This window comes from Nocardiopsis sp. NPDC055551, from assembly GCF_053619415.1.
In genome coordinates this window covers 347,579-368,510 of the sequence record NZ_JBSHJJ010000007.1, presented here as the reverse complement: position 1 = coordinate 368,510, position 20,932 = coordinate 347,579, and the positions used below count along the sequence as shown (strand labels likewise).

16 protein-coding genes are annotated in these 20,932 nt (G+C 69.3%); 15 read left to right on the top strand and 1 reads right to left on the bottom strand.

Annotated features, from left to right (window positions below; translation table 11 throughout):
- Positions 1-21: 21 nt before the first annotated feature.
- The 9 genes from recN to ACWGSK_RS15475 all read left to right on the top strand — a co-directional run bounded on the left by recN (position 22) and on the right by ACWGSK_RS15475 (position 12,389).
- Positions 22-1,734 (top strand): DNA repair protein RecN, encoded by a 1,713-nt coding sequence (gene recN / locus ACWGSK_RS15515; protein WP_358510522.1) that lies wholly within the window; start codon positions 22-24, stop codon positions 1,732-1,734.
- 129 nt (positions 1,735-1,863) lie between these two features.
- The gene (gene steA, locus ACWGSK_RS15510; protein ID WP_358510654.1) at positions 1,864-3,036 is read left to right on the top strand and encodes a putative cytokinetic ring protein SteA; all 1,173 of its coding nucleotides are present in this window, start codon (positions 1,864-1,866) and stop codon (positions 3,034-3,036) included.
- Positions 3,033-4,010: a copper transporter gene (locus ACWGSK_RS15505; RefSeq protein WP_452456069.1), complete on the top strand. Its 978-nt coding sequence runs from the start codon at positions 3,033-3,035 to the stop codon at positions 4,008-4,010. The genes steA and ACWGSK_RS15505 overlap by 4 nt, the downstream gene beginning before the upstream one ends.
- 38 nt (positions 4,011-4,048) lie before the next feature.
- The gene (locus ACWGSK_RS15500; protein WP_452456083.1) at positions 4,049-4,810 is read left to right on the top strand and encodes a hypothetical protein; all 762 of its coding nucleotides are present in this window, start codon (positions 4,049-4,051) and stop codon (positions 4,808-4,810) included.
- Positions 4,807-6,408 (top strand): murein biosynthesis integral membrane protein MurJ, encoded by a 1,602-nt coding sequence (gene murJ / locus ACWGSK_RS15495; protein ID WP_452456068.1) that lies wholly within the window; start codon positions 4,807-4,809, stop codon positions 6,406-6,408. The genes ACWGSK_RS15500 and murJ overlap by 4 nt, the downstream gene beginning before the upstream one ends.
- Complete coding sequence (locus tag ACWGSK_RS15490) at positions 6,405-7,487, top strand: glycosyltransferase family 4 protein (RefSeq protein WP_358510534.1); 1,083 nt, start codon at positions 6,405-6,407, stop codon at positions 7,485-7,487. Before murJ ends, ACWGSK_RS15490 begins: the two co-directional genes overlap by 4 nt.
- 310 nt (positions 7,488-7,797) lie before the next feature.
- Complete coding sequence (locus ACWGSK_RS15485; protein ID WP_358510536.1) at positions 7,798-8,817, top strand: TerC family protein; 1,020 nt, start codon at positions 7,798-7,800, stop codon at positions 8,815-8,817.
- 227 nt (positions 8,818-9,044) lie between these two features.
- Positions 9,045-11,879: an excinuclease ABC subunit UvrA gene (gene uvrA / locus ACWGSK_RS15480; protein WP_358510539.1), complete on the top strand. Its 2,835-nt coding sequence runs from the start codon at positions 9,045-9,047 to the stop codon at positions 11,877-11,879.
- A 123-nt stretch (positions 11,880-12,002) separates the two neighbouring features.
- Positions 12,003-12,389 (top strand): Rieske (2Fe-2S) protein, encoded by a 387-nt coding sequence (locus ACWGSK_RS15475; RefSeq protein WP_358510542.1) that lies wholly within the window; start codon positions 12,003-12,005, stop codon positions 12,387-12,389.
- An 81-nt stretch (positions 12,390-12,470) separates the two neighbouring features.
- Here the strand turns inward: ACWGSK_RS15475 and ACWGSK_RS15470 are convergent, their stop codons facing one another.
- Complete coding sequence (locus ACWGSK_RS15470; RefSeq protein WP_358510545.1) at positions 12,471-13,628, bottom strand: mechanosensitive ion channel family protein; 1,158 nt, start codon at positions 13,626-13,628, stop codon at positions 12,471-12,473.
- A gap of 178 nt (positions 13,629-13,806) precedes the next feature.
- Here ACWGSK_RS15470 and uvrC point away from each other — a divergent pair, with 178 nt between their 5' ends.
- The 6 genes from uvrC (at position 13,807) to gap (ending at position 20,898) form a co-directional block, all read left to right on the top strand.
- Positions 13,807-15,840, top strand: a complete 2,034-nt coding sequence (gene uvrC, locus ACWGSK_RS15465; protein ID WP_358510549.1) for an excinuclease ABC subunit UvrC — start codon at positions 13,807-13,809, stop codon at positions 15,838-15,840.
- Positions 15,837-16,721: an RNase adapter RapZ gene (rapZ, locus tag ACWGSK_RS15460; protein WP_358510552.1), complete on the top strand. Its 885-nt coding sequence runs from the start codon at positions 15,837-15,839 to the stop codon at positions 16,719-16,721. Before uvrC ends, rapZ begins: the two co-directional genes overlap by 4 nt.
- A gap of 177 nt (positions 16,722-16,898) precedes the next feature.
- Complete coding sequence (locus ACWGSK_RS15455) at positions 16,899-17,912, top strand: gluconeogenesis factor YvcK family protein (protein ID WP_358510555.1); 1,014 nt, start codon at positions 16,899-16,901, stop codon at positions 17,910-17,912.
- A gap of 43 nt (positions 17,913-17,955) precedes the next feature.
- Complete coding sequence (locus tag ACWGSK_RS15450; protein WP_358510558.1) at positions 17,956-18,375, top strand: DUF488 domain-containing protein; 420 nt, start codon at positions 17,956-17,958, stop codon at positions 18,373-18,375.
- Between the two features lie 199 nt (positions 18,376-18,574).
- Positions 18,575-19,555 (top strand): DNA-binding protein WhiA, encoded by a 981-nt coding sequence (gene whiA, locus ACWGSK_RS15445; protein WP_067605321.1) that lies wholly within the window; start codon positions 18,575-18,577, stop codon positions 19,553-19,555.
- Between the two features lie 338 nt (positions 19,556-19,893).
- Positions 19,894-20,898 carry a type I glyceraldehyde-3-phosphate dehydrogenase gene (gene gap / locus ACWGSK_RS15440; RefSeq protein ID WP_358510561.1) on the top strand — a complete coding sequence of 335 codons (1,005 nt, stop codon included), beginning with the start codon at positions 19,894-19,896 and terminating at the stop codon, positions 20,896-20,898.
- Positions 20,899-20,932 lie beyond the last annotated feature (34 nt).

Sequence of the window (20,932 nt, the reverse complement as noted above, 5' to 3'; positions counted from 1 at the left end):
ACTATTGCAGGAGAGGGTTCGGTGCTCGAAGAAGTCCGCATCCAAGGCCTCGGTGTCATCGACGACGCCGTGTTGGAGCTGTCACCGGGTTTGACCGTGGTCACCGGTGAGACCGGCGCGGGTAAGACCATGGTCGTCACGGGGCTGGGACTGCTCTTCGGTGGGCGTGCCGATCCCCAGCGGGTCCGGCCGGGTGCCGACCGGGCGGTGGTCGAGGGTCGGTTGACGGTGCCCGAGGGCGGTCGGGTGGCCACCCGGGTGTTCGAGGCCGGTGGCGACATCGACGACGACGTACTGATCCTGAACCGGACGGTGTCGGCGGAGGGGCGTTCGCGCGCGACCATGGGCGGTCGTTCCGCGCCGGTGAGCCTGTTGGCCTACCTCGCCGATGACCTGGTGGCGGTGCACGGTCAGTCCGACCAGCAGCGTCTGCTGCGCTCGGACCGTCAGCGTTCGTCGTTGGACCGGTTCGCCGGTGACGAGTTGGCCAAGGCGATGAAGCGTTACTCGGTGGCCTATCGGCGCCACCGCGAGATCTCGGCCGAGCTGGAGGAGTTGGTGGAGCGGGCGCGTGAGCGCGCCCAGGAGGCCGACCTGCTCCGGTTCGGGGTGGAGGAGATCGCCGCCGCCGAGCCGTTGCCGGGTGAGGACGCCGAGTTGCTCGCCGAGGAGACGCGGTTGGCGCACGCCGACGGGTTGCGGGTGGCGTCCACCACCGCGCACGAGGCGCTCACCGGGGACCCTGCCGCCGCGGAGGTGCAGGCCGACGTGGTGGGGTTGTTGTCGGCGGCGCGTCAGGCGGTGGCCTCGGTCAGCGAGCACGACCCGGACCTGGCCGCGATCGGTGGCCGGTTGGACGAGGCGTCCTACATCATCACCGACGCCGCCACCGAGCTGGCGTCCTATTCGGAGTCGGTGGACGCCGATCCGGGCAGGCTGGCGGAGGTGCAGGAGCGTCGTTCCCTGCTCACCCAGCTTTCGCGCAAGTACGGCGCGACCACCGATGAGGTGTTGACCTGGGCGGAGAACGCGGCCAAGCGGCTGGCGGACCTGGACGGTGACGACGAGCGCATCGACGCGTTGCGCGCCGAGACCGAGGACCTGGCCGCCCGTATGGACGAGGCGGCCGGTGAGCTCACCGGGATCCGTGAGGTGGCGGCCGAGCGGTTCGGTACGGCGGTCACCGAGGAGCTGATCGCGCTGGCGATGCCGCACGCGCGGGTGAGCGTGCGCATCACCACCGGTGAGGAGTTCGGTTCGCACGGGCGCGATGAGGTGGAACTGCTGCTGGCCCCGCATCCGAGTTCGCCTCCGTTGCCGCTGAACAAAGGCGCTTCCGGTGGTGAGCTCTCGCGGGTGATGCTGGCCATCGAGGTGGTCTTCGCGGGCTCCGACCCGGTCCCCACGTTCGTGTTCGACGAGGTGGACGCGGGCGTGGGTGGTAAGGCGGCCGTGGAGATCGGGCGGCGCCTGGCCCGCTTGGCCCAGCGTGCCCAGGTGATCGTGGTCACGCACCTGCCTCAGGTGGCGGCGTTCGCCGACGCCCATCTGGTGGTGGAGAAGTCCACGGAGGGTCTGGTCATCGAGAGCGGTGTGGTGCTGCTGGATCGGGCCGGCCGTGTGCGTGAGCTCTCGCGGATGCTCGCGGGTCTGGAGGACTCGGAGTTGGGGCGGGCGCACGCCGAGGAGTTGCTGGGTAACGCCGACCCCGAGCGGGCCTACCCGGCGGCCTGAACGATCGGCTCGACCTTCGCCGGTGCCCGGAATCCGGGCATCGGCGGTGTTTTGTCCTGAAAACGCCGTTCGGTCGACCGTCGTGACTCCGGGTGAGCGAAGTCTGACAGTATGCCAGCGATGAAGGTACTGCGATTCCGCCGCCCACGCGTGGAAGCCCCCGCCGGGCTGGTCGCTCCCGTTCGTTCGGACCGTCGAACCAAGAACCTGACCAGGCGCCTGCGTCCCGGTGACATCGCCGTGATCGACCACGTCGACCTGGACCGGGTCAGCGCGGAAGCGCTCGTGGGTTGCGGTGTGGCCGCCGTGGTCAACGTGGCCCCCGGCATCAGTGGTCGCTACCCCAACCAAGGGCCCGAACTCCTCGTGGGCGCGGGCATCCCCCTGATCGACGACGTCGACCCCGAGGTGTTCACCCGCGTGCGCGAGGGCGAACGGCTGCGCCTGGAGGACGACACCCTGTACCGGGGCGAAGAGGTGGTGGCGCGCGGGACCCGCCAGGATCGGGCCTCGGTCGACGCCGCCATGGAACTCGCCCGCGCCGGGCTGGCCACTCAGCTGGAGGCCTTCGCCGCCAACACCATGGCCTACCTCCAACGCGAACGCGACCTGCTGTTGGACGGTATCGGCATCCCCGTGATCGGCACCGCCATGGAGGGCCGCCACGTGCTCATCGTGGTGCGCGGGTACCACTACCGGGAGGACCTCGCGGCGCTGCGCCCCTACATCCGCGAGTTCCGTCCGGTCATCGTCGGTGTGGACGGCGGCGCCGACGCGGTCATGGAGGCCGGGTACCGACCCGACATCATCGTCGGGGACTTCGACTCCGTCTCCGACCGGGCCCTGGACAGCGGCGCCGAACTCGTGGTGCACGCCTACCGTGACGGGCGCGCGCCCGGACTGCAACGCCTGCGCGACCTGGACCACAAGGCCGTGGTCTTCCCCGCCACCGGCACCAGCGAGGACGTGGCGATGATGCTCGCCGACGGCGCCGGGGCCGCCCTCATCGTGGCGGTGGGCGCCCACGCCACCCTGGAGGAGTTCCTGGACAAGGGACGAGCGGGCATGGCCAGTACCTTCCTGACCCGATTGCGGGTGGGCGGCAAGCTCGTCGACGCCAAGGGCGTGAGCCGGCTGTACCGCTCGCGCATCTCCCCGTGGGCGCTGCTGGCGATGGTGGCCGCCTGCCTGCTCACCATCGTGGTCGCCGCGTACTGCTCACCGGCCGGCCAGGTCTACCTCACCTTCCTGGCGGCGCGTTGGGACGCGTTCGCCTATTCGTCGATGGGGCTGTTCACGTGATCGACTTCCGTTACCACCTGGTGTCCATCGTCGCGGTGTTCCTGGCCCTGACGGTCGGACTCGTGCTGGGCACCACCATGCTCCAGGATCCTCTGCTGGAGTCGATGCAGTCCGAGACCGCGGACCTGCGCGGCCAGAGCGAGGACCTGCGCGTCGAACGCGACGAGGCCGAACTGCTCAACGCCGGCGCGGACCAGTTGGCGCGGGCCACCGCCGGTGAGGTGCTCACCGACCGGCTCAAGGGTGTGGAGCTGGTAGTGGTCACCGCGCCCGGGGTCGACGAGGACGTGGTGCACGGGTTGGGGGAGCGGGCCGAGGAGGCCGGCGCCGAGGTCACCGGGCGTGTGCTGATACGGGACGCGCTCCTGGCCGAGGACGGGGCCACCTTCGTCGACGAACTCGCCCTACAGGTCTCCGACGCTCCCACGGAGCTGACCGGTGGGGCCCACGACAAGGCGGGCGCGGAACTGGGGCGGGCCCTGGTGGTTCGACAGGACGATGACGAGGGCGGACACGCCGCCGCGACCCTGGCCGCCTTCGAGGAGGGCGGCCTGATCACCGTGCAGGGTTCGCCCGCGACCGCCGCACGGGCCCTGATCGTGGTGGCCCCCACCGGGCCGGCCGAGGAGGAGGCCGAGTCCGCGACCACGGCGTTGCTCGCGCTCACCGGGGCGATGAACCGCCAAGTGGGGGCGACGGTCCTGGCCGGAGGTACCGAGGCCGCGCACGAGGGCGGGGTCATCGCCCGAGCCCTGGCCGAGGACGCCTCCTACAGCACCGTGGACGTGGCGGGCCGCCCCGCCGGTGACGTGGTCGTCGCCCTGGCCCTGGCCGAGGCCCTGGACGGTGGCCGTGGTGCCTACGGCGTGGGTGAGGGAGCCTCCGGGTTCCTTCCCGAACCCCTGCCCGAAGCCAGGAGTGGGGACGCGCCCTCGGAGATCGAGGCCGACGCGGCGGCCAGGACCACGGAGTGAACGCCGTGCGCGGACTGACCGGCGCCGCCCTGGGAGGCCTGTCCGCCCACTGCGCCTACCGGTGGCTGACACGGCGCCGCGACCATCTTTGGGAGCGGGTGAACTTCCGCGGTCGTACCGTCACCCTGCAAGCGGGGACCGCGTTGGCGTCGGGGATGTGCGCGGCCATGGCCCTGACCCCCGGAACCGACCCGAGGGTGCGGGCCGCCTCGACGCTGGCCGCCGCCGGTGCCGCCGCCTTCGGCGCGTACGACGACCTGTCCGGCTCGGCCGAGACCAAGGGCCTGCGCGGCCACCTGGGTGCGCTGGCCCGAGGCCGCGTCACCACCGGAGCGGTCAAGATGGCGGGCATCGGCGCCACCGGTGTGGCCGCCGCGTCGCTGCTGCGGCGGGGCCCGGCCGACACCCTGGTCGACGGGGCCTTGATCGCGGCCGGCGCCAACCTGGTCAACCTGTTCGACCTGCGCCCCGGGCGCGCGGTGAAGTTCGCCCTGCTGGCCGCCGCCCCGGCGCTGACCACCCCGGCCGCACCGCTGGTCGGCCCGTTGGTGGGGGCCTCCATCGCCCTGCTCCCCGACGAACTGGCCGAACGTTCCATGCTCGGCGACACGGGCGCCAACGCCTTGGGCGCCGCGCTGGGGGTGGCCGCCGTGGTGCGGGCCCCGCGACCGGTCCGGCTGGCCCTGCTCGGTGGCGTGAGCGCCCTGACCCTGGCCGGTGAGGTCACCGGCTTCTCCCGGGTGATCGACCGTGTGCCGCTGTTGCGCCGCCTGGACCACTGGGGTCGGTCGCCGACATGACCCGTGGTGTGGCCACGGCGGCCGCGCTCATCGCCGTGGTCACCGTGGGGGCGAGGTCGGCGGGTTTCGGTCGTACCGTCGTCTTCTCCCAGACGGTCGGTGACACCTGTCTGGGCACCGCCTACGTCACGGCGAACCAGCTGCCGGCGGTTCTGTTCGAGATCGTCATCGGTGGGGCCCTGACCGCCATGGTGGTCCCCGTCCTGGCGGTGGCGGTCCGGCGGGACGAACATGAACAGGTGCGGCACACCGTTTCCGCGCTGGTCACCTGGGTCCTGCTGCTCTCCCTGCCGCTGGCCGCCCTGTTGGCCCTGGCCTCGGTGCCGGCGATGACGCTGATGTTGGGGACGGGCCTGGGGTGTGATGGCGCCGCGTTGATCTCCCTGGCCGCGCGCATGCTCGTGGTGTTCGCCCCGCAGGTCGTCTTCTACGGGCTGGCCGCCGTGCTCTTCGGGGTGGCGCAGGCCCATCGGCGCTTCCTCGGTCCGGCCCTGGCCCCGTTGGTCTCCAGTCTGGTGGTGGTCGCCGCCTACCTGGCCTTCGTTCCCTTGGGGGCCGGACACCGTCAGGAACCGCAAACCCTGCCCCTCGGCGCCGAACTCACGCTCTCGTTGGGGACCACGGCGGGGGTGGTGGCCCTGTTCGTCACGGCGCTGGTGTCCGCCCGGGGCCTGGGGATCCGTCTCAGGGCACGCCTGACCTTCCCGCCCGGGGTGGGGGAGCGGGTGCGGTCCCTGGCCACCGCCTCCCTGCTGCCGTTGGTGGTGATGCAGGCGTCGCTCCTGTTGGCGGTGGTGTTGGCCAACCGGGGTGGGGGAGCGGGTGCGGCGGTGCACCACAGCTACGCGTGGGCGCTGTTCACCCTGCCCTACGGGGTGATCGCGGTGCCCGTGGCCACCAGTGCCTTCACCGAACTGGCGGTGGCGCACGCCGAACACGACCGGTCCCGGTTCGCCCGCTTGCTGGCGGGTGGGGTCAGGGCCGTGGTGGTGATCACCGCCGCGGCGGGCACCGCGCTGGCCGCGGCGGCCGGTCCGCTCGCGACGGTCCTGGCCCGGGTCGATCCCCTGCCCTTGGAACGAGGGCTGCTCGCCTACGCGCCCGGGGTGGTGGGTTTCGCGCTGGTGGCGCTGCTGAGCCGGGCCCTGTACGCCTCCCACGACGGCAGGCGGGCCGCCATCGCGCAGGTCACGGGGTGGCTGGTGGTCATGGTGTGCTCTTGTGCCCTGGTGTGGGCGTTGCCGGCCGGGTGGGCGATCACGGGGTTGGGCTCCGCCACCACCGTCGGTACGGGGCTGGCCGCGGTGCTGCTGTGCGCCGCGGTGATGAGTGTGCACGGACGTGACAGTCTGGCCGGACTGTCACGTTCGTTGGCGGCGGCGGTGCCGGCCGGGGTGGTCGGCGCGGTCGCGGGTAGGGCGGTGGCCGCGGTGTCGGCGCCGACCGGGGTCTGGGCGGCCGTGGGGACGGCGCTGGTGTCGGGCGGGGCGGCGCTGGTGGTGTTCGGCGCGGTCGTGGCCCTGTTGGACCGGTCGGCGGTGCGCGTGGTGAGCGGTCGGGCCCGGAAGGTACTCGAACGCAGGAGGGGGACACGGTGAACGGCAGGATCGCGCTGGTGGTCGGGACCAGTACCGGAGGTGTGGGCCGCCATGTGCGCTCGTTGGGGGCGGGGTTGCTCAGACGCGGATACCGGGTGGCGGTGGTCGGCCCGCCCGAGGTCGAGCGGGAGTTCGGTTTCACCGAGGCCGGGATGCGGTTCTCGCCGGTGCGGATCGGCACGGGGCCCTCATGGTCCGACCCCGGGGCGGTACTGCGGTTGCGGGCCGTGCTCGGTGGTGCGGACGTGGTGCACGCGCACGGTCTGCGCGCCGGTGCCCTGTGCGCCCTGGCCGGGGCGCGTCCGCTGGTGGTGACAGCGCACAACGGGCCGCCCCGGACGGAAGGGCCGCCGGCCGCGGTCTATCCGGTGCTGGAGCGGATCGTGGCGTTGCGCGCCGACGCCGTGCTGGGGGTCTCCGGTGACCTGGTGGAGCGGTTGCGGGCGGCGGGGGCCGAGGGCGCGCGCATGGCGGTGGTGGCGGCGCCGGGGACGGGGCGGGAGCTCAAGGGCCGTGAGGAGACCCGCCGCGACCTGGCGGTTTCACCGGAGAGACCATTGCTGCTCACGGTGGCGCGTCTGGCCGAGCAGAAGGGGATCGACATGCTGCTGGACGCGGCGTCGACGCTCGCCGGCCGGACGCCCGAACCGGTGGTGGTGATCGCCGGGGACGGACCGTTGTGGGGAGAGTTGCACGACGTGGCCGCGGAGATGGACGCGGACGTGCGCATGTTGGGTCGTCGTGACGACGTGGCGGACCTGTTGGCCGCCGCCGACGTGTTCTGTCTCACCAGCCGCTGGGAGGGTCCTTCCCTGGTGATCATGGAGGCTTTGCGGGCCGGTCTGCCGGTGGTGGCCACCCGGGTGGGCGGCATTCCCGATCTGTACGCGGGCACGGTGCTGATGGTGCCGCCCGGGGACCCTAGGGCGTTCGCCGCCGCGGTCGGGCGGGTGCTCGACGATCCCGGGCTCGCCGACGACCTGCGCGCGCGTTCACGCGAGGCGGCGCGGTCGTTGCCCACGGAGGAGGACGTGTTGGAGTCGGTGTGTTCGATCTACAAGACGGTGGCCCGATGGTGAGGGCGTTCGGCAAGGGGGATATGGCTCTCCGGAATGGTCGTTACCACCGTCGGGGCGACTTCCCCCCGGGTGTGGTTCATGGCATCCTGAGGACCGGCTCGGATGGCGTACCCTTTGTTGGTGCGCTTCTTGCGCCTGCTTCACCACGTGAGGGGAGTATCCCTGTCGCGGCGGCGCCGTCATCACGGACCACAACGTTGTGTTCCCGGTTCCGTCGGTCCACACCTTTGAGGTGCGGGCGGGAGAGACCTCCGGTTAGTTTTCGTGCGCGCACAACGCTCGCGCGCACCGACCGGAGGAGAATCCGTCAGTGAACGTTCCCCTGTGGGTCTGGGCTGCCACCATCGCGGCCATGATCCTGATCCTTGCCGTGGATCTGATCATCGTCGACCGTCCCTGGAGTAAGACCAAGGGCCCGATGGAATTCGGGATGAAGCAGGCCGGCTGGTGGGCGGTCTTCTACATCGGCCTCGCCGTGGTCTTCGGTTTCGGTGTCATGTACTTCGGCGGTGGCACCGCGGGTGCCGAGTACTTCGCCGGCTTCGTCACCGAGAAAAGCCTGAGCATCGACAACCTGTTCGTCTTCTATCTGTTGTTGACGGGCTTCGCGGTGCCCAAGAAGTACCAGCACGAGGTGTTGCTGGTCGGCATCGTCATCGCGATCGTGATGCGCGGCATCTTCATCGTCCTGGGCGCCCAGGTCATCAACGCCTGGAGCGAGGTCTTCTACCTCTTCGGCGTCTTCCTCATCTACACCGGTTACAAGATCATCCGGGACCACCTCAAGGGTGACGAGGACGACAAGGACTTCACGCAGACCCCGGTGGTCCGCCTGGTCAAGCGTTTCTGGCCGGTGACGAACGACTACCACGACGCCAAGATGACCGTGAAGCTCGACGGCCGTCGTCACGTGACCCCGATGCTGCTGGTGATCGTCGCGATCGGTGTCATCGACCTGGTCTTCGCCGTCGACTCCATCCCGGCGATCTTCGGTCTGACCCAGGACGCCTACATCGTCTTCACCGCCAACGCCTTCGCCCTGATGGGTCTGCGTCAGCTGTACTTCCTCCTGGCCGGTCTCATGGACCGCCTGGCCTACATCAGCTGGGGCCTGTCGGCGATCATGGTCTTCATCGGCGTGAAGATGATCCTGCACGCGCTGCACGAGAACGGCGTGCACGTCATCGAGGTCGGTATCGGCACCTCGCTGACCGTCATCCTGGGCATCATGACCATCACCATCATCGGCAGCCTGATCAAGTCGCGCTCGGACGAGGGCAAGGACAAGCGGGCCGAGGTGGAGACGGACAGCTCCGCCGACCGGTCCTGAGGGCCCTGGAGAACTTCAAAGAACCCCAGATATTCGAACGGTTGTTCGTCTATAGTGGTGGTGGTCTGACGCCGACGCGTCATGGCCACCACCACTTCTGCTTGGTGGAAGAAACCGTCACGGGCGATCGTTAGTCTTGGCGGACGGGGGAGGTGACCCCCTCCCCACATCCCCGCCATGGCCCGGACGGGCCTGCGACCGCCGTACCGCGAAGGATGTCTCACTCGATGGTCGAACAACTGGTGGTCCGTGGAGCACGGGAGCACAACCTCAAGGACGTCTCCCTGGATCTGCCCCGCGACTCCATGATCGTGTTCACGGGCCTCTCCGGCTCGGGCAAGTCCTCACTCGCCTTCGACACGATCTTCGCCGAGGGCCAGCGCCGCTATGTCGAGTCACTGTCGGCGTACGCCCGTCAGTTCCTCGGACAGATGGACAAACCCGACGTCGATTTCATCGAGGGCCTCTCGCCCGCGGTCTCCATCGACCAGAAGTCCACCAGCCGCAACCCGCGTTCCACGGTGGGGACCATCACCGAGGTCTACGACTACCTGCGCCTGTTGTGGGCGCGCGTGGGCGTGCCGCACTGCCCAGAGTGCCACCGCGAGATCGCCCGGCAGAGCCCTCAGCAGATCGTCGATCGGGTCATGGAGATGACCGAGGGCACCCGTTTCCAGGTGCTCGCCCCGGTCGTGCGCGGCCGTAAGGGCGAGTACGTCGAACTCTTCAAGGACCTGCAGTCCAAGGGCTTCACCCGCGCCATGGTCGACGGCCGGGCGGTGCGCCTGGACGAGACGCCCAAGCTGGGACGCTACGACAAGCACGAGATCTCCGTGGTCGTGGACCGTCTCAGCGTCAAGCCCGGATCCCTGGGTCGACTCACCGACTCGGTCGAAACGGCGCTGAAGCTGGCCGGGGGCACCATCGTCCTGGACTTCGTCGACCTGGAGAACGACGACCCCGAGCGGGAGAAGGTCTTCTCCGAGCACCTGTACTGCCCCTACGACGACCTGTCCTTCGAGCAGCTCGAACCGCGTTCCTTCTCCTTCAACGCCCCCTACGGCGCCTGCCCCGACTGCTCCGGTCTGGGCACCCGCATGGAGGTCGACGGCGACCTGCTCGTGCCCGACCCGGAGAAGACGCTCGCCGACGGCGCCATCGCCCCCTGGTCGGGCGGCCCGAACGGCGGTTACTGGGAACGCATCCTCAAGGCCCTGGGCGAGGCCATCGGCTTCGACACCGACACCGCCTGGGAGCGACTGCCCCGGCAGGCCCGCAAGGCCATCCTGGAGGGGCACGACACCCAGGTCCACGTGAGCTACCGCAACCGGTACGGGCGCAGCCGCTCCTACTACACCGAGTTCGAGGGCGTGGTGCCCTGGGTGAAGCGTCGTCACTCCGAGGTGGAGAGCGACCACACCCGTGAGCGCCTCGAAGGCTACATGCGCAGCGTGCCCTGCCCCACCTGCGAGGGCACCCGGCTCAAGCCGGTGGTGCGCGCGGTGACGATCGGCGGCAGGTCCATCGCCGACGTCGCCTCGATGTCGCTGAGCGAGAGCGCCGCCTTCCTGGCCGACCTGAGGCTTTCGGACCGCGACATGGTCATCGCCGCGCAGGTGCTCAAGGAGATCAACGCCCGCCTGGGCTTCCTGCTGGACGTGGGGCTGGACTACCTCAGCCTGGCCCGCTCCTCGGGTTCGCTGTCGGGTGGTGAGGCCCAGCGCATCCGTCTGGCGACCCAGATCGGCTCCGGCCTGGTGGGTGTCCTCTACGTCCTGGACGAGCCCTCCATCGGGCTGCACCAGCGCGACAACGCCCGCCTGTTGGAGACCCTGCAGCGGCTGCGCGACATCGGCAACACCCTCATCGTGGTCGAGCACGACGAGGACACCATCCGAGCCGCCGACTGGATCGTCGACATCGGCCCCGGCGCCGGCGAGCACGGCGGGCACGTGGTGGTCTCCGGCATCGTCGACGAGCTCTACACCGCCACCGACTCGCTGACCGGCGACTACCTGTCGGGACGGCGCGTCATCGAGTTGCCCGAGAAGCGTCGTCCCCTGACCAAGGGGCACGAGTTGGTGGTGCGCGGGGCCCGGGAGAACAACCTGGAGGGCATCGACGTCACCTTTCCGCTGGGCGTGTTCACCGCCGTCACCGGGGTGTCCGGTTCGGGCAAGTCCACGCTGGTCAACGAGATCCTGTACAAGGCGTTGGCCAAGGAGCTCAACGGCGCCCGCGACGTGCCCGGGCGGCACCTGCGGGTCAACGGGATGGGCAAGGTCGACAAGGTGGTGCACGTCGACCAGAGCCCCATCGGTCGTACCCCGCGCTCCAACCCGGCCACCTATTCCGGGGTCTTCGACCACGTGCGCAAGCTGTTCGCGCAGACCACCGACGCCAAGACACGCGGCTACCAGCCGGGCCGGTTCTCCTTCAACGTCAAGGGCGGACGCTGCGAGTCCTGCTCCGGTGACGGCACGCTCAAGATCGAGATGCAGTTCCTGCCCGACGTGTACGTGCCCTGCGAGGTGTGCCACGGCGCCCGGTACAACCGGGAGACCCTGCAGGTGAAGTACAAGGGCAAGAACATCTCCGAGGTGTTGGAGATGCCGATCGCCGAGGCCCTGGAGTTCTTCGAGCCGATCAACGCGATCCGGCGCCACCTGCAGACGCTCGTGGACGTCGGCCTGGGGTACGTGCGGTTGGGGCAGCCCGCCACCACGCTCTCCGGCGGTGAGGCCCAGCGGGTCAAGCTCGCCTCCGAGCTGCAGCGCCGATCCACCGGCAAGACCGTGTACGTGCTGGACGAGCCCACCACGGGTCTGCACTTCGAGGACATCCGCAAGCTGCTGGGCGTGCTCGACAGGCTCACCGAGAGCGGCAACACCGTGATCGTCATCGAGCACAACCTCGACGTGATCAAGACCGCCGACCACGTCATCGACATGGGCCCCGAGGGCGGCTCCGGCGGTGGCCTGGTGGTCGCGCAGGGCACCCCGGAGGAGGTCGGCGCGGTCGCGGAGTCCTACACCGGACGCTTCCTCGCCAAGATGCTCTGAGGCCGTCGCCGAGCGGGGGCCGGGACGGGGCACCCCACCTGAGCTACTACAGTTCGTAGTGGACTTTCAGGCGCAGGTGAGGAGCGTTCGGTCGTGGCCGGAATGAGGACATGCGGGTGCGGGATGAGCAGGCGACGTCTGCTCGGTGCGGCGGGCGCGGCCACGGCCGTCGGTGCCGTGAGCGCCTGCGGGGAACCTCCCGAACCGCAGGAGGTGCGCCGCGGCCAGGTGATCGGCCAGACCACCGAGGTTCCCGAGGGCGGCGGAACGGTGTTCAGCCACAGCAAACTGGTGGTGACCCAGCCGGAGAAGGGTGAGTTCAAGGCCTTCGACGCCGCCTGCACCCACGGTGGTTGCACGGTCCAGGAGGTGGACGAGGAGCTGATCCGGTGCCTGTGCCACGGCAGCGAGTTCGACTACACCTCAGGCGAACCGGTGGCCGGGCCCGCCCGGGACCCCCTGGAGCCGTTCACCGTCACCATCGACGGCACCGACATCATCCTGGATTAGCGGATCTCGGATCCGACATGAGGGAGCCCCGACCGGATGTGACCGGGCGGGGCTCCCTCATGTTCGAGAGGACGCGGGGGCTCAGGCCTCTTCCGGGTCCCCCGAGCGTGCGTCGCCGTTGCTCTGGTGCACGGCGCCTGAGGCGGCGGTGGCACGGCGGAAGGCCGAGGTGGGGAACCGCGCGGCGTAGTCGGACTCTTCCTCTTCGCCGCTGGAGACGAACTCGGTGCGCTTGCGCGGCAGCGACTGCGGGTAGTGCGTGGCCAACCAGGTGACGAGGTGCTCGCGGATCTCGCAGGCGACGTTCCACTGACCGCCGGTGTCGGCGGCGGTGGCGACCACGCGGACCACGACCTCACCGGACTCGCTGATGTTCACGACCTGGCAGGACCAGCTGCGGCCGTCCCAGTTCTTGCTGGAGGTGATGAGCTTGCCGGCCTCCTCGCGGAGTTCGGCGATGGGCACCTCCCAGTCCAGGGGGAACTCGACCTTGGCGGTGATGTTGGTGCCGGACTTGGTCCAGTTCTCGAAGCTGGTCGTGGTGAAGTTGAGGACCGGGACCACCAGTCGGCGCTCGTCCCAGATCTTGATGGTGACGTTGACCAGGCTCAGTTCCTCGACCCGGCCCCATTCGCCCTCGACCACGACGACGTCGCCGATGCGCAGGGCGTCGCTGAAGGCCAGCTGGAGTCCGGCGAACAGGTTGCCCAGGGTCGACTGCGCGGCGACACCGGCGACGATACCGATGACACCGGCCGAGGCCAGGAGTCCGGCCCCCAGAGCGCGCACGGAGTCGAAGGTGAAGAGGATGGCGGCGATCGCCAGGACCACGATGATGGACGTGACGACGCGGCGCAGCAGGCGGACCTGGGTCTGGAGCCTGCGGGCGCGGCGGTCGGCGTCGCCGTTGCTGACGGACAGGCGCTGCAACACCATGTCGGTGGCGGCGTAGGCCAGGCTGAGGCCCAACGCGGTCAGCGAGCCGATCATCAGGATCCGCATCGCGTGTTCGATGGTGGAGTAGGTGCTCCAACCCACGTCGCCCACGCTGGGCAGGGCCAGGTTCGCGCCGACCACCGCGGCCGCGGTGTAGGCGGTCACGGCCGAACGCGAGACCACGTAGCGGGCCATCGGCCAGATCTTGCCCAACTTGTGGTTGAGCACCCAGTGCAGCACGAAGACGAGGGCCATGGAGACCGCGACGGCGATGCCGATCGCGATCCAGTGCGCAACGGTCACGGCGTGGACCTCCTTGTCGTCAATGTCGGGAAGTTGCTGAGTTACTCGCCCAACTTAGGGCATGTGGATACTCAATCGTGACGTTTGAGTGAACGATCATTGTGATTCGCGGAGGTAGGTGGGCCCTCGGACGTCGGGCAGGTGGCCGTCTGTCCTCGCGACCCACCAGAATGGGGGCATGGCTGCGACTCCTCACCTGCGACCGGCACCAGGATCGATCCCGACCGAACCGGGCGTCTACCGATTCAAGGACACCGCCGGCCACGTCATCTACGTGGGCAAGGCCAAGAACCTGCGGTCACGCCTGTCCTCCTACTTCCGTGACTTCGCGGGGCTGCACCCGCGCACCCAGCAGATGGTCTCCACCGCCGCCGACGTGGACTGGACCATCGTCGGTACCGAGGTCGAGGCGCTTCAGCTGGAGTACTCCTGGATCAAGCAGTACAACCCGCGCTTCAACGTCAAGTACCGCGACGACAAGAGCTACCCCTACCTGGCGGTGACCCTCAACGAGGAGTTCCCACGAGTACAGGTGATGCGCGGAGCCAAACGCAAGGGGGTGCGGTACTTCGGCCCGTACTCGCACGCCTGGGCCATCCGCGAGACCGTCGACCTGATGCTGCGGGTCTTTCCGGTGCGCACCTGCTCCGCCGGGGTGTTCCGGGGGGCGCGCAACAGCGGCCGGCCCTGCCTGCTCGGGTACATCGGCAAGTGCGTCGCCCCATGCGTGGGAAAGGCCACACCCGAGGAACACCGTGACCTGGCCGAGGACTTCTGTTCGTTCATGGCCGGGGACACCGGACGCTTCATCCGCGACCTGGAGGGCCGGATGAAGGAGGCGGCCAAGGAACAGGAGTACGAGCGGGCCGCGCGGATCCGCGACGACATCGAGGCCCTGCGCGCCGCCCTGGAGAAGCAGGCCGTGGTCCTGCCCGACTCCACCGACTGCGATGTCATCTCCATGGCCGAGGACCCGTTGGAGGCCGCGGTCCAGATCTTCCACGTGCGCGGCGGCCGGATCCGTGGTCGACGCGGGTACGTGGTCGACCGGGTCACCGACGCCGACTCCGGCGATCTCATGCAGACCTTCCTGCGTCAGATCTACGGCGGCCTGGACGGTGGGGAGGAGACCGAGGGCACGGGTACCTCGGTGCCGCGCGAGGTCCTGGTCTCCCACGAACCCGTCGACCAAGACGCCGTCGCCCGATGGCTGTCCGGACACCGCGGTTCCACGGTGGACCTTCGGGTGCCGCGACGGGGCGACAAGAAGTCCCTCATGGAGACGGTCGACAAGAACGCCAAGGAGGCACTGGCCCGGCACAAGACGCACCGTGCCGGCGACCTGAGCACGCGTTCTCGGGCCCTCAACGAGATCCAGGAGGCCCTGGACCTGACCGAGGCCCCGCTGCGCATCGAGTGCTTCGACATCTCCAACCTGCAGGGTGAACACGTGGTCGCCTCCATGGTGGTGTTCGAGGACGGGCTGGCGCGCAAGTCCGAGTACCGGCGCTTCTCGGTGCGCGGCAGCGGCGAGGGCGGGAGGGAACTGCACGACGTGGCGGCCATGTACGAGGTGGTCAAGCGTCGGTTCCGCCGTTACCTGGAGGAGAGCTCCAAGGCCGGTGAACTCGCCCGCATGGGTGAGACCGGCGACCATGGCGCCCCGCCGGACCAGGCCGAGGGCGAGCCGGTGCCCGGCAAGTTCGCCTATCCGCCCAACCTGGTGGTGGTGGACGGTGCCCGGCCCCAGGCCGAGGCGGCCCGGCGGGCCCTGGACGAACTGGGCATCGAGGACGTGGCCGTGTGCGGTCTGGCCAAGCGGCTGGAGGAGGTGTGGCTTCCCGACGACGAGGATCCGGTGATCCTTCCGCGCAACGGGGAGGGGCTCTACCTGCTCCAACGGGTGCGCGACGAGGCCCACCGGTTCGCCATCCGCTACCACCGGCAAAAGCGTGCCAAGGCGCTCACCGGCAGCAGCCTGGACGAGCTGCCCGGGCTGGGCCCGGCCCGGCGGAGCGCGCTCATCAAGGAGTTCGGCTCGGTGAAAAGATTGGCCGAGGCCGATGCCGAGGAGATCGCGGCCGTTCCCGGAATCGGTGCCAAGCTGGCAGAGGCGGTACACGCGCACCTGTCCGGTGGCCCCGCCGGACAGGGTGGGAAGGGCCCGGGGGCGACGGCAGAGCAGAGTACCGACGGGGGAGGAGACAAATGACGGTCGAACTGGGTGGGGTACTTCCACCCGAGGTGGTCGTCGTCACCGGCATGTCCGGTGCGGGACGCAGTACGGCGGCCAGGGCGCTGGAGGACCTGGACTGGTTCGTGGTGGACAACCTGCCGCCGGGGCTGTTGCCGACGATGATCGAGCTGGCGGGCCGCACCCACGGTGCGGTACCGCGGGTGGCGGTGGTGGTGGACGTGCGTTCGCTGGCCTTCACCGAGGACCTGCTGTCCACGGTCGAGGAGTTGCGCAAGCGCGACATGACCGCGCGCGTGCTGTTCCTGGAGGCCTCCGACGAGGCCCTGGTCCGTCGATTCGAGGGGGTGCGCCGGCCCCACCCCCTGCAGGCCGAGGGACGTCTGACCGACGGGATCGTCCGTGAGCGCGAGACCCTGCTCGCGATCCGGGGCGAGGCCGACCTGGTCATCGACACCTCCCAGCTCAACGTGCACCAGCTCAAGGCGAGGGTGATCGGGTTCTTCGGGGAGAGCGACGAGGCGCGCACCCGCGCCAACGTGGTCTCCTTCGGGTTCAAGCACGGTCTGCCGGTCGACGCCGACCTGGTGTTGGACTGTCGTTTCCTGCCCAACCCCCACTGGGTGCCCGAGCTCAGGCCCATGAACGGGCGTGACGAGCCGGTGCGCGACTACGTCCTCTCCCAGGACGGCGCCAAGGAGATGTTGGAGGCCTATGTCGAGGTCCTCAAGCTGACCATCGCCGGCTACCAGCGCGAGGGCAAGCACTACATGACCCTGGCCGTGGGCTGTACCGGGGGTAAGCATCGCAGCGTGGCCATGGCGGAGCAGTTCGCCGAGAGACTGCGCGGACAAGGGGTGGACGTCAACGTCGTTCACCGCGACGTCGGCCGCGAGTGACCAGGAGGATCCCGGCCCGAAACCGCGCCGACACCGTCCGGTGAACCGAATCGCCAAGAGGGGCGTCTTCACTTACATTGGCCCGATCACGGTCGGTTCCTCGGCCCCGTGCAGGGACTCGGGCACGGTGGGCCGGGGTGTCCGTTGGACCAGGGGACGAGGGGACAGGCCGAAGGCATGCCGAAGAGCACCGAGCCGGACGAACCAGATGAACCGGACGGGGAGGACGTTTCGCGTCCACCCCGGGTGGTGGCGCTGGGAGGCGGACACGGCCTGTACGCCTCGCTGTCGGCGTTGCGCAGGGTGACCACCGACGTCACCGCGATCGTGACCGTGGCCGACGACGGCGGCTCCAGCGGTCGTCTACGCGAGGAGTTGGGGGTGCTTCCGCCGGGGGACCTGCGGATGGCGCTGGCGGCCCTGTGCGGGGACGACGAGTGGGGCCACACGTGGACCCAGGTCCTGCAGCACCGCTTCCGATCCGAGGGCGACCTGCACGGTCACGCCGTCGGCAACCTGCTGATCGTGGCGTTGTGGGAGCTGCTGGGCGACTCCGTGGCGGGCCTGGACTGGGTGGGGCAACTGCTCGGTGCCCACGGCCGGGTCCTGCCGATGTCATCGGTGCCGTTGGAGATCTCCGCCGAGGTGGCGGGGCTGGACCCCGATCGACCCGACGAACTCACCACGGTGCGCGGCCAGGTGGCCTGTGCGAGCACCAACGGGCGGGTGCGTTCGGTGTCGCTGCTGCCCGAGGAACCCCCTGCCAGCACACAGGCGGTCAAGGCGGTCAGGGAGGCCGACTGGGTGGTGTTCGGCCCCGGGTCCTGGTTCACCAGCGTCCTGCCGCACCTGCTGGTCCCCGAACTGGCGAACGCCCTGGTCACCACGCGGGCCAAGCGGATGGTGGCGTTGAACCTGTCGCCGCAGAAGGGCGAGACCGACGGCTTCCGCCCGGAGACCTACCTGGAGGTGCTGCGCGAACACGCGCCCAAACTCGGGGTGGACGTGGTGCTCGCCGACATCGGGATGGTCGAGGACCCGTTCCCGCTCATGTCGGTGGTCGGTGAGCTGGGCGGCCGGCTGGAGTTGGCCGACCTGAGCCGCGGCGATGGAACGCCTCGGCACGACTCCGACAAGCTCGCCGCGGCGTTCGAACGCGTACTGACCTCCCCCGAGGAGGACGAACCTTGACGGTCCGGGTTCGTGTCGACCCTCATCGGGGAAGGGCGATCGCATGACCGACGAGCACCGTATCCACCTGGAACGTGTCTATGACGAGGTCCGCGCTCGAAAGCATTCCGAGGAGGAGCCGCCGCCCGGTGAGCGTTTCCTCGTGGATCGCGTGTGGCCGCGCGGGGTGAGCAAGGACGCCATGGCGGACGTCACCTGGCTCAAGGACGTGGCGCCCGGTTCGGACCTGCGCACCTGGTTCGGGCACGACCCGGATCGCTTCGAGGAGTTCGCCGAGCGGTACCGCACCGAACTGGAGGAGAACTCCGGGGCGCTCGAACCCCTACTGAAGGCGGCCGAGCGGGGACGGGTGACCCTGCTGTACGCGGCCAAGGACACCGAGCACAACCACGCGATCGTGCTGCGCGACCATCTGGAGACCCTCAGGGGCTCGAAGGGATCCAAGGGTTCGAGGGGCAATTGACCCCACATCGCCACGAAGGCCGACACGCCGCCTGTGACCTGGGGCGGCGGATCGACGACACGCCGTACAGGGGTCGGTACGAGGGCCCGGGTCACGTAGTCTGCGACGAGTAGGTCGCCCGGTTCCCACACCGGGCGGCGGTGGCCGGTGTGGGGTGTGAACACCGGTTTCCTGACAGCTCAAGGGGAGGATCGCGGCGATGGCGATGACCGGCGTGGTGAAGGACGAGTTGAGCCGTCTGGCGATTCTCAAGCCATGCTGCCGTAAGGCGGAAGTGTCCACCATCCTGCGCTTCACCGGAGGCCTGCATCTCGTGGGCGGCCGGATCGTGATCGAGGCGGAGTTGGACACGGGGGCGGCCGCGCGCCGGTTGCGCAAGGACATCTCGGAGGTCTTCGGGCACGAGTCCGAGGTGGTCGTGCTGTCCCCGAGCGGGTTGCGCAAGGGCAACCGGTACGTGGTGCGGGTGATCAAGGACGGCGAGTCCCTGGCCCGGCAGACCGGCTTGGTGGACAACAACGGTCGTCCGGTGCGGGGGTTGCCGCGGCACGTGGTCGCCGGTGGCGCCTGTGACTCGGAGTCGGCCTGGCGTGGAGCCTTCATCGCGCACGGCTCCCTCACCGAACCGGGCCGGTCGATGTCGCTGGAGGTCACCTGCCCCGGACCGGAGGCGGCGCTGGCCCTGGTGGGCGCGGCCCGTCGACTCAAGGTGCACGCCAAGGCCCGCGAGGTGCGCGGGGTGGACCGGGTGGTGGTCCGCGATGGCGACTCCATCGGGGCGTTGCTGACCCTGCTGGGCGCCCACCAGAGTGTGCTGGCCTGGGAGGAGCGGCGGATGCGCCGTGAGGTGCGCGCCACCGCCAACCGTCTGGCCAACTTCGACGACGCCAACCTGCGGCGCAGCGCCCGCGCGGCGGTCGCGGCGGGTGCTCGTGTGGAGCGGGCCCTGGAGATCCTGGGGGAGGACGCCCCCAAGCACCTGGTGGCCGCCGGTCAGTTGCGGTTGGCGCACAAGCAGGCCTCGCTGGAGGAACTGGGACAGCTCTCGGTGCCGCCACTGACCAAGGACGCCATCGCCGGGCGTATCCGGCGGCTGCTGGCCATGGCGGACAAGCGGGCGGGCGACCTGGGCATCGAGGGGACAGAGGCGAACCTCACCCCGGACATGATGGTGCCCTGAGGACGTAGGACCCCTCGGTTGGGTTCGTACGCCCCCGGTTTCGGAGCGCCGGAGATGTTCACCTTTGTTAACTGCGGAAACTCCCGGATAACTTCCGAAAATGGTATAGACCTCTTTGGTTCGTGGTGCCAGGATGGGTAGTGAATCCGCGAGGGTGGAAGGGTCGTCGAGCGTGGGGTCCGAGCGGTTCTCCGCCGGCGCTCCGCTAGGCTCTTTGTGAACACCTGTTATGCGTTCACGCTGTTCAACATGGTCGATCCGGGTCGTGCAGGCCTTGGATCCCCCGGACGTGAACGCCCGGGTGAAACTGCTGTGCGATGAATGAGGAGAATGGTTCCGTGACCATCCGTGTAGGCATCAACGGCTTCGGTCGTATCGGCCGCAATTTCTGGCGTGCGGTCGCCGCCGCTGGCAGCGACATCGAAATCGTCGCGGTCAACGACCTCACCGACACCAAGACGCTCGCGCACCTGCTCAAGTACGACACCGTCCTCGGCACCCTGCAGGTCGACGTCGAGGCCGGCGAGGACTTCATTCGCGTCGGCGACAAGACCGTCAAGGTCCTCGCCCAGCGCGACCCCGCCCAGCTGCCCTGGGCCGACCTGAACGTGGACGTGGTCGTGGAGTCCACCGGCATCTTCACCAAGGCCGAGGACGCGCAGAAGCACATCGACGCCGGTGCCAAGAAGGTCATCATCTCCGCCCCGGCCAAGGGCGAGGACATCACCGTCGTCATGGGCGTCAACGACGACAAGTACGACGCCGCCAACCACCACATCATCTCCAACGCCTCCTGCACCACCAACTGTGTGGCGCCCATGGCGAAGGTGCTGCTGGACAACTTCGGTTTCCAGCAGGGCTTCATGACCACGGTGCACGCGTACACCAACGACCAGGTCATCCTGGACCTGCCGCACAAGGACCTGCGTCGCGCCCGCGCCGCCGCGCAGAACATCATCCCCACCAGCACCGGTGCCGCCAAGGCCACCGCCCTGGCCATCCCGGAGTTGGCGGGCAAGCTGGACGGCATGGCCATGCGCGTGCCCGTGCCGGACGGCTCGGCCACCGACCTGGTCGTCACCGTGGACCGTGAGGTCACCAAGGACGAGGTCAACGCCGCGTTCAAGGCCGCCGCCGAGGGCCCGCTCAAGGACGTGCTCGTCTACACGGAGGACCCGATCGTCTCCTCCGACATCGTCGGCACCGCGCCCTCCTGCACCCTGGACGCCGGCATGACCATGGTCATGGGCAACCAGGTCAAGATCCTGGGCTGGTACGACAACGAGTTCGGTTACTCCAACCGCCTGGTCGACCTGACCAAGCTGGTCGGCTCCAACCTGTAACCACGGGTATCTCACGGCTCATGGCCGCGCACGC

Excerpts from the sequence above, each read along its gene's own strand:
- murJ (WP_452456068.1), top strand. The coding sequence starts at position 4,807 with ATGACCCGTGGTGTGGCCACGGCGGCCGCGCTCATCGCCGTGGTCACC.
- uvrA (WP_358510539.1), top strand. The coding sequence starts at position 9,045 with ATGGTCGAACAACTGGTGGTCCGTGGAGCACGGGAGCACAACCTCAAG.
- ACWGSK_RS15475 (WP_358510542.1), top strand. The coding sequence starts at position 12,003 with ATGAGCAGGCGACGTCTGCTCGGTGCGGCGGGCGCGGCCACGGCCGTC.
- uvrC (WP_358510549.1), top strand. The coding sequence starts at position 13,807 with ATGGCTGCGACTCCTCACCTGCGACCGGCACCAGGATCGATCCCGACC.
- rapZ (WP_358510552.1), top strand. The coding sequence starts at position 15,837 with ATGACGGTCGAACTGGGTGGGGTACTTCCACCCGAGGTGGTCGTCGTC.
- ACWGSK_RS15455 (WP_358510555.1), top strand. The coding sequence starts at position 16,899 with ATGCCGAAGAGCACCGAGCCGGACGAACCAGATGAACCGGACGGGGAG.
- ACWGSK_RS15450 (WP_358510558.1), top strand. The coding sequence starts at position 17,956 with ATGACCGACGAGCACCGTATCCACCTGGAACGTGTCTATGACGAGGTC.
- whiA (WP_067605321.1), top strand. The coding sequence starts at position 18,575 with ATGGCGATGACCGGCGTGGTGAAGGACGAGTTGAGCCGTCTGGCGATT.